Origin of the sequence: Mucilaginibacter frigoritolerans (assembly GCF_007830615.1) — a bacterium.
In the GTDB taxonomy this organism is placed as follows: domain Bacteria; phylum Bacteroidota; class Bacteroidia; order Sphingobacteriales; family Sphingobacteriaceae; genus Mucilaginibacter; species Mucilaginibacter frigoritolerans.
Window position 1 is genome coordinate 22,658 of record NZ_VLLI01000017.1, and the last position, 14,576, is coordinate 37,233.

Genomic DNA, 14,576 nt, shown 5'->3' on the forward strand with positions numbered 1-14,576 from the left:
TGTACGTTATATTTTTCTTTTTGTATTAATTACGTTAACACCCTTAAAATGCGCGGTGGATGAGCCGTGGGAAACTGCGCTAACCTGTTCTGGCTGGCCTTTTCCGTCAAAGAAAGATCCGCCCAAACGATAATCATTTTTATCACATACAGCGGTGCAGGAGTTCCAGAATTCCTGCGTGTTTGATTGATAGGCTACATCATTAAGCATCCCAACAATTTTACCGTTCTTAATTTCGTAATAAAGCTGGCCGCTGAACTGGAAATTATATCGCTGCTGATCAATTGAGAAAGAACTGTCGCCAATAATGTAAATTCCCTTTTCCACATTTTTAATCATCTCATCAGGCGCTAACGGTGTGGGGCCCGGTTGTAATGATATATTTGGCATCCGCTGGAATTGTACATCACTCCAGTTATCTGCGTAACAGCATCCTTGTGATTCTTTTAAACCCAGTATATGGGCCTGGTCGCGTATGGCCTGGTAATTAACCAATATACCATCTTTAATTATATCCCATTTTTTAGTTTCCACACCTTCATCGTCATACCCAACAGCCCCTAATGAACCTGGTTGAAGTTTATCTGCAACAATATTTACCTGCGGACTGCCAAAATTAAATTTGCCTGATTTCCATTTATCGAGTGTTAAAAAGCTGGTACCAGCGAAGTTGGCTTCGTAGCCGAGAACGCGGTCCAGTTCGGAAGGATGCCCTACAGACTCGTGTATGGTTAGCCACAAATGGCTGGGATCAAGTACCAGATCATATTTTCCCGCCTCAACTGATTTTGCTTTTATTTTTTCAGCTACCTGCGGCGCAGCGGCCCGGGCATCTTCAAGCATGTCATAGCTATCACGGTATAAAGTTGTTAAACCTTTTATTTTGTCGCTTTCTTTTGGGATCAGGTATTCATAACCCATTCCCCTCGGGGCGCTCAACGATTGTCTTGTTTCAAATTGTCCGGTTTTTTCGTCAATTTTTGTAACTGAAAAAACGGGCCATATACGGTGAATATCCTGATCTATATACGATCCGTCTGTTGAGGCAAAATACTTTTGCTCATTTACCAGGAAAATGATGGAGTTTACGTAGTTAGCGCCACCTTTTAGTGCCGCATCATTTACGGCAAGCAAAAGATCTGTTTTGTCTTTAACCGGCACATCAAAACCGTTTTTAACTATCGGTGTTTTCCAGCTAACCTCTCCATATCCCTTTTGGGGTATTAATTGTACGGGCTCGGTTTGTATCCTGGCATTCTCTTTTGCTATTGCGACAGCCATCTGCGCGGCCTTGGCAATACTATCGGTATCTAATTTATCAGTCGCCGCGAAACCCCAGCAGCCGTTGGCTATTACCCTGATGCCCATTCCGTATGATTCGGTGTCAACAATGTTTTCAACCTTGTTTTCACGGGTAACCACATATTGGTTTAAATAACGGCCTATGCGTACATCGGTATAGGTGGCCCCTTTAGAGCGTGCCGCATTCAGCGCTACATCTGCCATTTGTTTTTTCATGGCGATGTCAACATTGCGCATGGCAGTTCCTTGAATTAAAGGGGAACCAAAAACAGGTATACGATTAAGCATCGTGGCTCCAAAGCCCATACCTGTAAGATAAAGAAAGTTTTTTCTATTCAATTGATCGGTATTAGTTTTCTAAAGATAATTACTCTATTCAAATAAATATAATTTGTTCTTATTAATTAAAGACATAATCCAATAAAAATAAATTTCTCTTCGTAAGATTATAAAGGCGCAATAAACGTTACAATATTTTAAATATATTTTTTTGCTAACAGCAATCATTCGCCCAAGGTGGTCCAAGTCACCATTGAATTAAAGCAATCATTAATAAAAGGGGATTGTATCACGAGTTCAGTGCATACAAAATAATATTTACGCCAAATTTGGTATTATCCTCAGCTAAAAACCGTTTATTTCTGAAGTCATAGTCCCATTCGCAGCCGTAGTCCTTATTGCTGTATAGTACTGCTATCCGGTTATCTATTTCAATTGCTTTAAGGTAATCATGCACCAGATCATCCCCCCACCCGTTAAGTTCAAAAGTGGTGGTTGGTGGTCCTTTTTCAAAACTAAAAAAGGAACTATAAATTTTATGGTTGTTCGGGATTTTTTTTAGCGCCCCGGCACCAAATATTGCTGTCATTTCGGCCTCGAATGATTTCGCGAAAAGCCCGTCGATATCATGATTACAGTCATCGGCAAAAACAAATCCGCCATTTTCTACGTACTTTTTAAAGTTTGCCCTTTCCTGAGCGTCGAACTGAACCAGCTTGTGGCCGCTTATATAAAAAAAAGGGAAAGAAAATATATCGGCGCTATCAAGCGGTATCACTTTTTCGTGTACATCGATTGGGATGGTGGTATATTCCAGCAAAGAGTTAAGTAAATTAGAGGGCATTCTTTGATCAGTATCCCAATCGCCGGAATGATAGCTAAATCTCGCAAATGTGAATTTTGAGCCGGTATTCATAGTTTTACTAAACTATATAAAATAAATAGGTAATAACGTGTTTTTCTTATCTGAATTGTAATTTTTACGCTACTATATTTATTATTTGGTAAAAAAAACCAATAATAAGATAAAACTATGATATATTGTGTGCTTATAAGACAATTGGCGGTACTGGTTAAAGTTCCTCCGGGGCAGCGTGATTTATAACAATAATAAATATCAAAACCATTTGGAAACAACTGAAAAAGACGTAAAAGCTTTGCTGGCAAAATTGCCACAACTTAAACAGGAGATTCAAAAAGTAATTGTTGGTCAGGATGTCATATTAGACGAGTTACTGGTGGCCTTTTTAGCGGGGGGGCATTGCCTTTTAGAGGGCGTACCCGGCTTAGCAAAAACCCTTATTGTAAAAACCATCTCTCAGGCTTTACATCTTTCGTTCAGAAGAATCCAGTTTACCCCGGATTTAATGCCTACTGATATTGTGGGCACGGAAATACTGGAAGAGGATCATATAACCGGAAAGCGTTTTTTTAAATTTAATAAAGGGCCGCTCTTTGCTAATATTATACTGGCAGACGAAATAAACCGCACGCCTCCGAAGACCCAATCGGCGTTACTGGAGGCTATGCAGGAGTTTGAAGTAACTTATGGCGGGCAAACTTACCCGCTTGATAAGCCATTTTTTATTCTTGCCACGCAAAATCCTATTGAGCAGGCGGGCACCTATCCATTGCCCGAAGCTCAACTGGACCGGTTTTTATTATTAATAAAAATAGGGTATCCCACCGAACAGGAAGAAGTTGAAGTTTTAAGCCGCACTACCGGAACAAAAATGGCTAAGGTAACACCTGTGGTTACGGCGGAAGAAATTTTACAGGTACAGGCGCTGGTAAGGCAGGTAAACATAAGTGATGACCTGATAAAGTATGTAAGTAAGTTCATCCGGGCTACAAGACCTGATACTACAACTGTAAGTTACGTTAAAGATTGGGTACGCTGGGGCGCAGGGCCAAGGGCTGGCCAGGCATTGATTTTGACGGCTAAAGCACGGGCAATTTTAAAAGGCCGCTATACCGTTTTAATGGAAGATTTACAAGCCATGGCCCCGGCGGTATTAAGGCACCGCATATTATTGAATTTTAAAGCTGAGGCCGAAAACATAACCTCGGATATGGTTACCTCTGTTTTGATAAAGGAAATTACAAGGGAAAATACGCTTTAAATTTATTTAGGTTTTTTAATATGCAATTAGACCCGAAAGTATTAATGACCATTAAAAATTTGCCCTTACTGGCAAAAACGGTTGTTGATGGCTTTATGACGGGGCTTAACAAAAGCAATATAAAAGGTCCAGGCTTAGAGTTTAGCCAATACCGGAGTTATCAACCCGGAGATGATCTCAGGTGGCTGGACTGGAGGATGTATGCCCGTTCTGACCGGTATTATATACGTGAGTCTGAAACAGAAACAAGCATATCTGTCCGGTTTTTAATTGATGCGAGTTCGTCAATGAATCATGATGACAATGGAATAAAAAAAATTGAATATGCCCGTTTCCTTGCCGCATCATTGGCGTACCTGGCCAATTTGCATGGCGATGCGGTAGGGCTTTATGTTTTCCAAAATGATCATTTGTTTTCACTGGCCTCAAAACCCGATCCGCAACATCTACAGCGCTTGTTTTATCAGCTTTCGGTTATTAAACCTGGTGGGAAGTTTACACAGCCTATTCATTATAAAGAGTTATTTGCTGGACAAGGAAAGAAAGAACTTTTGATATTGATAACGGATATGTACCAGCAGGAGAGTGAAATTTATAAGTTATTGGATTCTTTAACAGCCGTTAAACATGAAGTGCTTGTGTTTCAGTTAATGGGACAAAATGAGCTTGAACTGGACTTTAAAGGTTATGCTGCCCTGGAAGACCTGGAAAGCGGCGACACTGTACAAATTGATCCGGATACAATTAAAAGTGCCTATCTTGAAAAGCTTGGTAATTACCTGGCTGATATCCGGCTGGAACTTTTAAGTAAACATATTTTTCACAAGATGATAAGCACCGCGGAACCGCTTGACGAAGCGCTAAGAGCGTTTTTGACGCAAAGAAATAAACGGTATTGATAATGGGCTTTTTATCATCAATATGGTTATTCGCTGTTGCCGCTATTAGTATTCCGGTAATAATACACTTATGGAATGTAAGGCCGGGCAAAACCCTTAAAGTTGGCAGTATCGCATTAATTGAAGTATCGTCCCGTAAAAGTAGCCGCAGTTTTAAATTGATTGATATTTTATTGCTTTTGCTGCGCTGCCTGTTCCTGATTTTGATTGCGATAGTTTTGGCAATGCCTTATATTCAAAAAGAGCAAGACAAAAGTGGTATAAAAGGATGGCTTCTTATCCCCAAAGAAAACTTTAAAGAAGTATATAAAACCTTTAAGCCAAAAGCCGATTCTTTATTAAATGCCGGATACGAACTTCATTACTTTAACTCCAATTTTAAAAAAGTAGTGGTTAAAGAAGCACTGGCAGATGCAACAGCATCGCAACAAAAAAAAATGGTGCCTTACTGGAGCTTATTGCAGCAACTGGACAGGCAGGCACCAGCTAAACTGCCAATCTATTTACTTACCCCCAATTTGCTGAATAATTTTACTGGCAACAGGCCGAAAATTGCTTTAAGTTTAAAATGGGACACCTATACACCAAGTGATTCTACAGTTACCTGGATAGAAAAAGCATGGTTTACCGCAGATAAAAATGTGCATGTCATTATTGGCACAGGCAAGCCATCAGGTACCTATTTTAATGCCGTAAATATCAGTTCGGATGGAGGGGAGGGCCATCCTTACCATATCAGCGTAAACAATGGCAAGGCTATAATCAGTGCAAGCGATAATAAGCAAAGTCCTGTTGCAATTGATACCGCCACGCTAACCGTTGATGTTTTTGCCGATAATAATGCCCCTGATGCCAAATATGTTAAAGCTGCTTTACAAACAGTTAGCCAGTTTACAAAACACCCTGTAAATATTAAATCATTCAGCGATAAAGATAATTTATCGGGCCGAAAAAACTGGCTTTTTTGGTTATCTGATAAAACTATCAACCCAAAAACAATAAGTCATTACCAGCGTGTATTAGTTTATGAAAGTGGTAAAACTGCTGCTGTTAATTCTTGGATAACCCCGGGTGCCTGTAATTCGGCAACACCTGTACAACAGCCAATTTCTTTATATAAATCGGTTATTGGAACTACTTATCCTGCTGAAGTTGTTTGGCACGATGGCTTTGGAAAACTGGTGCTGGGCCGCGATTACAAGGGCAACACAGCCATATATCATTTTTACAACCGCTTTAACCCATCGTGGAACGATTTGGTTTGGAACGCCGATTTTCCGAAGATAATGTTACAACTTATTATGGAGGATGATTTTCTTTTTGATAAAGCTAAGTACGACCGCAGAATTATTGACAAGCAGCAACTAAAGCCTGTTGTTATTAATGCGGTTAAGTCTTCTCATAACAATTATAAATTAAACACGTACGTTACCCGTTATTTCTGGTTGCTTTTGGTGTTGATGTTTTTAGCTGAAAGATGGCTGGCAAATAAAAAACAGTTAACATAAGGATTAGATGGAGTATAATGCATTGAATAAAATAAGACAGGTAAGGCAAAAGTATATTTTATATTATTTGCTTGCCGATGGCCTGCTCGCGGCGGCTATCGCCGTGGCCGGCTGTGTTATTTTATCCTTGTTTTTTACCAGGCCTCTTCTGTTTTTTATTATATTATTTGTTTTAATTTTCGGCCTTTTGATGGCAAGACATCGTCAATGGCTTATTGGAGACAAGATTGTGACAGCTTTTCTTGATTCTGTATATCCGGAACTTGAAGAAAGCAGCAGCATTGTTTTGATGCAAAAAGCCGATCTTAACCTATTGCAACGGCTTCAATTAGAAAAGGTTGCGACAGCGCTGGTACATATTCCGTCAAATCATGAGCATTTTATAAAGCCTGTGCGCCAAAGTGCCATAGTATTAATTTGCGCTCTTATCTTATCATTTCTTGCCAGTGAGGTTAAACATCATTGGGATACTGGTAATGCCACTAACAGCGTTAACAATATTCATAAAAAAAGCAATGTAAAAGAAGTAATACTGCCCCAGGTAGAATCGGTTGATGTGCTTATCAGGCCGCCTGCTTATACCCATTTGCAGGAATACAGCCAGTCAAAGTTTACACTGGAAACAGAAGAAGGTGCAGTTATTGATTGGAAATTGACAACAAATGTTGCTGTTAAAAAAGTATCTCTGCTGTTTAATGAAAGGGACAACCTGCCTTTAAAAAGTCAAAATGATGATGGTACAGAATGGGAAGCAAAAAAAATACTTACAAAGCCAGGTTTTTACCAGGTTATGATAGATGGTAAAAGTTCAGATTTGTACCAGGTGCAGGTTATTAATGACTTACCACCGGTTATACAAATTAAAACGCCAAAACAATATACCTATATTGATGCCGGTGAAAAGCCACAAGTGATTTTAAACGCAACTGTAACAGATGACTACGGGGTAAGCGGAGCAGAAATTTATGCCACAATTGCCAAAGGCAGCGGAGAGGCTGTAAAGTTTAAGGAGCAAAAAATTGAGTTCCCTACATCATTTAGTCAAAATGAACGGAAATATAATTCCCAAAAAATAATTGACCTCCAGGCTTTGAATGTGGAACCTGGCGATGAGCTTTATTTTTATGTGCAGGCCCGTGATAACAACGCCCAGTTGAGCCGCACCGATGTTTATATAGTTTCTGTACAGGATACAGCGCAGTTGTTAAGTATGGATGGTATACTCTCAGGTACGGATATAAAACCTGAGTATTTTAGAAGTGAGCGCCAGATTATTTTAGATGCGGAAACATTATTAAAAGAAAAAGACACGCTGCGCCAGGATAAGTTTAAAGAAAGGAGCAATGAACTGGGGACCGACCAAAAACTATTGCGCTTACGTTACGGCAAGTTTTTAGGAGAAGAAGCTGAAGGGAATATTGAAGACCCAAGAGTGGCGGGGAATGATAAAGCCGTTGACCCGAAAGATTTTGGCAACGGCGCGAAAATATTGGATGAATACACCGATAAACATGATAACGCCGAAGATGCCCAGTTTTTTGACCCGAAAGTAAAAGAACAACTCAAAGCAACCCTTACAGAAATGTGGAAAGCTGAATTGCAGCTTCGTTTATATCAACCTGCAGAAGCGTTGCCTTTTGCTTACAAAGCTTTACGCCTTTTGAAAGATCTGCAGCAAAAATCACGATCTTTTGTAGCAAAAACGGCCTATAATCCATCTCCATTAAAAATGGAAAAAAGATTGAGCGGTGACTTAGATAAAATTATACAACCAATAGAACATCGTGAACTGAAATCAGTTGAAGACCGTTTTTCTTCATTAAAAAAGGCTGTCGGTATATTGGAACAATTATCTTACATAAATAATATAAGCGACGCTGACCGACGGATATTGCAGGAAGCCAATCAGCAACTCGGTGAAAAGGCAGCATTGCAATCTGGCGCTTATTTAGGCGCCGCAAGCGCGATGCGACGCATAATAGCAGGCAATAAAAAAGGACTGTCTGCAAACATTGCAATAGTTGAAACAGCGATCCGAAAAATATTACCTGCCAGCGAGGTGTTGCCTCAAAGCAACTCTACGACTGCTGACATGGGCCTTTCCCAAAGTTATTTTTTAAACTTTAATCACTGATTTGCAAATGAATTGGACTTACCTGGTAATAGTCATTTGCGGAATTCTTGCTGTTTTTACAGTAATAATGGAATATCGCCGTGTTAACAGGCAACGGTTGGGGCTTCGGATAACCGCATTGTTGATCGCGATAGCTTCCATTGGCGCTTTAACGTTGCCCGTTAGTTATTGGGGCGAAACAAAATTGGGCACCAATGAAGCAGTTTTAATAACGACGGGTTATAACAGAGATAGCTTGAATGAGTTTAAAACAGACACCTTGTTCACTACGGATTCTGTTATTAATGCACAAAATCCCAAAACGAGACTTATAACTATAGATCAATTGCAAAACGTTGTGCCAGCTATTTCTCGGTTGCATATTTTAGGTTTTGGCTTAACGCAGGATGAATTGAAACAACTGGACAGTATTCCCATAGTTTTCCACCAAGCCGCTTATCCTTTCGGGATTACATCGATAAGCTGGACTGAAAAAATAAAGCAGGGGCAGCATTGCGTAATTCAGGGTACCTTCAATAATTCAACACATAATCAGGTAAAACTGGTTTTATCCGGATTAAATACAAACATTGATTCTCTGCTTGTTGGCCCCACAGTAAGCACCAGTTTTGAGTTGACCGATTTGCCCAAAATTGAAGGAAAAACAGTTGATCGTTTGCTGGTTATATCCGGTAAGGACACGCTTGAAAATGAGAAAATCCCAATAGTGGTATCACCAGTGCGGCCCTTAAAAGTGCTGGTTTTATCCGGATCCCCCAATTTTGAAAATAAATTTTTAAAAAATTGGCTTGCTGATAACGGGTTTGCAGTCGCTGTTCGGTCGGCTATTAGCAAAAATAAGTTCAGTACGGAGTATATAAATATTGAACAGTTACCAATTAATCAACTAACACCCCAGGTACTGGACAACTTTGACGTTTTAATCAGTGATCTTTCTGTATTAAAGGCGCTAAACAACGATGCAAATACTTTGATTAAAAACCAGGTAGTTAAAAATTCAATGGGCCTAATAGTCAGTGTTGATACTGTATTCAAAACAACATCGTGGTTTCAGAATGGGATTGCAATTTATAAGCGTACTTCCGCAGATCAACAAGGCAGTCCGTTGAATTTTCTGGGTGAAAAGAATGCTTCCAAAATATTGAGTAATGAACAACTATTTATCGGCAATAGCGATAATATGCAGACCCTGGTTACTGACGGAAAGCACCGTGAACTTGCATGTACTGGTATTATGGGGGCCGGTAAAATAGTATTGACCACAATAGGCGATAGCTATAGTTGGATGTTGGCTGGCAATAAAAATGATTATTCGGCTTTTTGGTCTTTGCTTGTCAGAAAAGCTGCTAAGCCTAATCCACAGTTGGAAAATTGGAAAACGGTTAATAATTTACCAGTTCTTAATGCGCCTGCCACTTTATCAATTGAAACAGCTTCACCACCTGCAGCAATACTTATTGATGACGTTAGCACGGCCCCCTTGCAAAATATGGAGTTGCCATTTCAATGGCAAAATACTTGGTGGCCCGTAAAAACCGGATGGCAGCCAGTTAAACGCACGCATGGAGCCATTGACTGGATATATGTTTATGAAACAACTGATTGGGCCACAATTAAGGCTATCAAACAAACAACCGATACAAAAAAATACGAAAGTGCCATAACATTGCATGGTGTAACAAAACAGATACATCAAAAAGCTAAAATTGCGGCGCCAAAAATTTATTTTTATACACTATTGCTTTTTTGCTGTACTTTTTTGTGGTTTGAAGCGAAATTTCAGGCAAAGCAGACTACTAAAGGTTAATATTTTAAAAGTTTTAACATAAAAACAACACCAGGGAGGAAAAACACTTGAAACGAAGAGATTTCATTTACTTATCAGGCCTTGGGGCAGGGGCATTAATGTTTCCCGGCTTAACAGCTTCAGGCAATCCTATTGATCCATCGCAGGCATTAGCGCCTATGGACGCGAAAATTAATAAACAATTGGCAGATGTTGCGTTAAATGCTGCAAAATCAAAGGGCGCCAGTTATGCCGATGTACGTATTGGCCGGTACTTTAACCAATTCATTATTACCCGCGAAAACAAGGTTTTAAACGTAGCCAATACCGAATCTTTTGGTGTTGGAATCAGGGTAATTGCTAATGGATGCTGGGGGTTTGCAGCAACGAACGATGTTACTCAGGCCGGCATGGTTAAAACCGCTGAAAAGGCGGTTGCAGTTGCAAAGGCAAATGCTAAAATTGGTGGCGCACCTGTAGAATTGGCGCCGCAACAAGGCTATGGCGAAGTAAGCTGGAAGACGCCGCTGGAAAAAAACGGGTTTGAGGTGCCGGTAAAGGAAAAAGTAGACCTTTTACTCTCTACAAATGGTATTGCCATGCAAGGTGGGGCCAACTTTGTAAATTCTAATTTGTTTTTGGTTAATGAGCAAAAGTACTTCGCATCTACAGATGGGTCATATATTGATCAGGACGTACACCGCATTTATCCCAGTTTTGTAGTTACTAAAATTGATCCAGGTGCTGGTGCATTTGAAACCCGCCGTTCGTTAAGCTCGCCGGTAGGCATGGGGTACGAGTATTTAACCCCTCTTGATAGTGAAAAGGTTACTGGGGTAACAACACGCTATAAGAAAAGGTACGATATACTGGAAGATATTAAGGCCGCAACACAACAGGCTGGGCAAAAATTGGCAGCTAAATCTGTTGAACCTGGCAAATATGATATGGTGCTTGACCCAAGCCACCTGTGGCTTACCATTCACGAATCAGTTGGGCACCCAACTGAGCTGGACCGCGTATTGGGATATGAAGCCAACTTTGCCGGAACAAGCTTTTTAACACTTGATAAATGGAAGTCAGGCAATTTTAATTTTGGCAGTCCGCAGGTAAATATTGTAGCAGATAAAACACAAATAGGATCGCTTGGAGCCGTTGGTTATGACGACGAAGGGGTGAAATGTAAAAAATGGGACCTTATAAAGGATGGCATATTGGTTAATTACCAGGCCATACGTGACCAGGCCCATATTATTGGTTTAAAAGAATCGCAGGGTTGCTGTTATTCACAAAGCTGGCAGGATGTTCAATTCCAACGGATGCCGAACGTTTCGCTTCAGCCTGGAAAAACCCCTCTAAGTGTTGATGATATGATAAAGAATGTTGAAAAGGGCATATATATTATTGGTGACGGATCATTCTCCATTGACCAGCAACGCTATAATTTTCAGTTTGGTGGGCAGCTTTTTTATGAAATTAAAGATGGCAAAATAGTTGGAATGCTGAACGATGTAGCTTACCAGGCCAATACACGTGAGTTTTGGAACTCATGCGCACAGGTTTGTGACGAACGCGATTATCGTTTAGGTGGCGCGTTTAATGATGGTAAAGGGCAGCCTAGCCAGTCGAGCGCGGTATCGCATGGCGCGTCAACAGCGTTGTTTAAAGGAGTGAATGTTATTAATACAAAAAGAAAGATCGGATAATATGGCCATATTAAATAAAGAAGAAGCACAATCGTTATTGAAAAAAGTGCTTAGTTATTCGAAAGCAGAAGAATGTGAAGCGAGCATAAATGGAAGCGAAGGAGGAAATATTCGTTACGCGTTAAACGCGGTGTCAACCGCTGGCGATATCAGTACTATGGGCTTAAGGGTAACTTCCGTTTTTGGTCAAAAAGCGGGAACAGCGACCATTAATGAGTTTGATGACGCTGCGCTTGAAAGGGTTGTACGAAGGGCTGAAGAGCTTGCACAGCTGGCGCCCCCAAACCCAGAATACATGCCCATGCTTGGTCCGCGCACGTTTGCCGAATCTATTACGTTTAATGCAGCCACTGCGGCAATGACCCCTGATAGCCGTGCGGAAATGGTAGCCAAAAGTTTGGAGGTTACTAAACAAGCCAACCTTACCGCTGCAGGTTTTCTTGAAAACGCAACAACATTTAATGCCATCATGAATTCGAAAGGGTTATTTGCCTATGAGAAGGGCACTGATGTCACTTTTTCGGTAACTACACGTAACGAGGCCGGTACTGCGTCGGGTTATGCGGCAAGGGGCTTTACCGATATAACTAAGTTGGATACCCATTCGGCAACCAAAATAGCGGCTAATAAGGTGCTAACCTCTGTTGGCGCAAAAGCTATGGAACCGGGTAAATACACCGTAATATTAGAGCCGGTTGCAGCCACTTACATGCTTGAAAGCATGTTTCGTTTTGACGCACGTCAGGCTGATGAAGGGCGTAGTTTCTTAAGTAAAAAAGGCGGCGGCACAAGGCTGGGCGAACAATTGCTTGACCCTAAAGTAACCATATACTCCGACCCCTTTAACCAGGATTTACCTGGATCTACATGGAGTGGTGATGGTTTACCATTAGAAAAAACAATGTGGATTGACAAGGGCGTTGTAAAAAACCTTTCATATTCCCGTTATTGGGCACAGAAGAAGGGCGTTAATCCTATGCCTGGCCCATCAAACATAATTATGGAAGGCGGTGATGCTACCATAGAAGATATGATAAAAAGCACCGAACGAGGCATACTGGTTTCACGCCTTTGGTACATCAGGATGGTTGATCCTCAATCGTTATTGCTGACCGGTTTAACCCGTGATGGCTTGTTTTACATTGAAAACGGAAAAATTAAGTTCCCAATCAAAAATTTCCGTTTCAACGAAAGCCCGGTGATTATGCTGAACAACGTAGATGCCCTAGGTAAGCCTGAGCGGAGTATCAGCGTAGAAAGTTACCGGAGTTATCTGGTGCCCCCTATGAAACTGAGAGATTTTACGTTTAGTTCATTATCTGATGCGGTGTAATTTTCAAAGCTTTACCTATAAAATTGAGTAAACTATCACTAAACTGGTTTAAAATAGTACCGATGGTCACTCCCCTTAAGCCTTTCATGGAAATGAGAGGCTTTTTTTGTTAAGATAGGTAAAGAGCAAGGTTAAACTTGTGTTTATCAGATGAAGTCGGGCTTTGGCTCTTACTGGTTTATTATATCGGCAATGATATAATGCTGGCTTAATATTACATAACATTTACATTATAGGATGTATTTTTGCGCCTCATTATTAAGCATTGATAAAAGAAAAAAATGAGCGGATTGCAACATGGCTTGCTTTCTCCTTAATACCGCTATCCGGTTTTGCAACGGATATTTATATTCCTTCGTTACCAAGTATGGGCACTGAACTGCGGGCGAGCAGTATACAGGTACAAATGACGTTGAGTGTATTTTTGATCAGCTACGGTATTTCGCAGTTATTTATCGGGGGAATATTGGACAGTTTTGGCCGGTATCGCTTGAGTTTAATGGCCATTGTTGTTTTTACACTTTCCTGCCTGGTTATTGCAATAACCCACAATATTTATGTGATATACCTGATGCGGGTAGTTCACGGCATTACCGTGGCTGTTATTGTAGTAAGTAAACGGGCTTATTTTGTGGATATGTTTGAAGGTGATCGGCTAAAACGTTATTTAAGCATGTTTACCATTATTTGGTCTTCGGGGCCAATTGTAGCGCCGTTTATAGGCGGTTATTTACAAAGCATTTTCGGTTGGCAGGCTAATTTTTACTTTTTAGCCATATTGGCCGCAGTATTAGGCGTTCTTGAATTAATATACAGTGGCGAAACGATTAGGCACCGAGCGGAGTTTCACCTAAAAAAAATAGCCGGAGTATATGTGTCGATGATCTCTACACTGAGCTTTACACTTGGTTTGCTGATGTTAGGGTTTGCCTATTGTATGGTGATGGTTTATAATATGACGGGTCCGTTTATTGTGGAGCATCAACTGCATTTAACACCAGTGATAGCTGGCTATTGCTCTCTTATTTTAGGTATTGCCTGGATGATTGGTGGCTTTATTGGTAAGGCTACCATTAATCGTCCTTTTCATGCTAAAATGGTCATCAATGTTACTTTGCAAATCCTGTTTGTAATGGCAATGATTATAAGCATAAACTTCTTATCTAATTTATACACTTTACTGTTTTTTGCATTTATTATTCATGCTTGCGCAGGCTTTACCTATAATAATTATTTTACCTATAGCTTAAGCCAGTTCCCTAAAAATGCGGGCATAGCAGGTGGACTTACCGGTGGGATAGTTTATGTTATTGTATCTTTTTTGAGCTATGGTATAGTATGCTTTATTCCGGCGAAAGATGAACGTAACCTGAGTTTTAGTTATTTTATATTGATTCTGCTTTCAGGTATTATAATGTTCCTGATTTTTGATCGGTATAAAAAAAGCAGGCGTGTATCCGTATAAAAATTGGAGACCGGTATTTAGTCGTCGTTTTAGGTCTTCAT

General features: G+C 40.4%; 10 protein-coding genes. 8 read left to right on the forward strand and 2 right to left on the reverse strand.

Translation table 11 applies throughout. The annotated features are described in order from the left end of the window. Nucleotides 1–6: 6 nt before the first annotated feature. Complete coding sequence (locus tag JN11_RS21940) at nucleotides 7–1,641, reverse strand: TldD/PmbA family protein (protein ID WP_211360879.1); 1,635 nt, start codon at nucleotides 1,639–1,641, stop codon at nucleotides 7–9. A gap of 229 nt (nucleotides 1,642–1,870) precedes the next feature. Then, a complete protein-coding gene (locus JN11_RS21945) occupies nucleotides 1,871–2,497 on the reverse strand; it encodes a DUF4159 domain-containing protein (RefSeq protein ID WP_144916182.1) in 627 nt (208 codons plus the stop codon). Between the two features lie 211 nt (nucleotides 2,498–2,708). On the opposite strand from JN11_RS21945, the gene JN11_RS21950 reads away from it, so the two are divergent. From JN11_RS21950 to JN11_RS21985, 8 genes are all read left to right on the forward strand, one after another. Then, nucleotides 2,709–3,704, forward strand: a complete 996-nt coding sequence (locus JN11_RS21950; RefSeq protein ID WP_144916184.1) for an AAA family ATPase — start codon at nucleotides 2,709–2,711, stop codon at nucleotides 3,702–3,704. 20 nt (nucleotides 3,705–3,724) lie between these two features. Next, a complete protein-coding gene (locus tag JN11_RS21955; protein ID WP_246139073.1) occupies nucleotides 3,725–4,603 on the forward strand; it encodes a DUF58 domain-containing protein in 879 nt (292 codons plus the stop codon). Nucleotides 4,604–4,605: 2 nt separating this feature from the next. Then, a complete protein-coding gene (locus JN11_RS21960) occupies nucleotides 4,606–6,111 on the forward strand; it encodes a BatA domain-containing protein (RefSeq protein WP_144916186.1) in 1,506 nt (501 codons plus the stop codon). Nucleotides 6,112–6,301: 190 nt separating this feature from the next. Beyond that, entirely contained in the window at nucleotides 6,302–8,245 is a 1,944-nt protein-coding gene (locus tag JN11_RS21965) for a DUF4175 family protein (protein ID WP_170227825.1), read from the forward strand. 7 nt (nucleotides 8,246–8,252) lie between these two features. Then, on the forward strand, nucleotides 8,253–10,052 hold the full coding sequence (locus tag JN11_RS21970) for a hypothetical protein (protein ID WP_144916189.1): 1,800 nt from the start codon (nucleotides 8,253–8,255) through the stop codon (nucleotides 10,050–10,052). Nucleotides 10,053–10,099: 47 nt separating this feature from the next. Next, entirely contained in the window at nucleotides 10,100–11,737 is a 1,638-nt protein-coding gene (locus JN11_RS21975) for a TldD/PmbA family protein (protein WP_144916190.1), read from the forward strand. Beyond that, nucleotides 11,706–13,070 (forward strand): TldD/PmbA family protein, encoded by a 1,365-nt coding sequence (locus JN11_RS21980; protein WP_246139074.1) that lies wholly within the window; start codon nucleotides 11,706–11,708, stop codon nucleotides 13,068–13,070. The genes JN11_RS21975 and JN11_RS21980 overlap by 32 nt, the downstream gene beginning before the upstream one ends. Nucleotides 13,071–13,335: 265 nt before the next feature. Beyond that, complete coding sequence (locus JN11_RS21985; RefSeq protein ID WP_144916192.1) at nucleotides 13,336–14,535, forward strand: MFS transporter; 1,200 nt, start codon at nucleotides 13,336–13,338, stop codon at nucleotides 14,533–14,535. Nucleotides 14,536–14,576 lie beyond the last annotated feature (41 nt).

Bases quoted from the DNA above. Each gene is read 5' to 3' on its own strand.
- JN11_RS21980 (WP_246139074.1), top strand. From the start codon at position 11,706: ATGTTATTAATACAAAAAGAAAGATCGGATAATATGGCCATATTAAAT.
- JN11_RS21945 (WP_144916182.1), bottom strand. From the start codon at position 2,497: ATGAATACCGGCTCAAAATTCACATTTGCGAGATTTAGCTATCATTCC.
- JN11_RS21965 (WP_170227825.1), top strand. From the start codon at position 6,302: ATGGCAAGACATCGTCAATGGCTTATTGGAGACAAGATTGTGACAGCT.
- JN11_RS21960 (WP_144916186.1), top strand. From the start codon at position 4,606: ATGGGCTTTTTATCATCAATATGGTTATTCGCTGTTGCCGCTATTAGT.
- JN11_RS21970 (WP_144916189.1), top strand. From the start codon at position 8,253: ATGAATTGGACTTACCTGGTAATAGTCATTTGCGGAATTCTTGCTGTT.
- JN11_RS21955 (WP_246139073.1), top strand. From the start codon at position 3,725: ATGCAATTAGACCCGAAAGTATTAATGACCATTAAAAATTTGCCCTTA.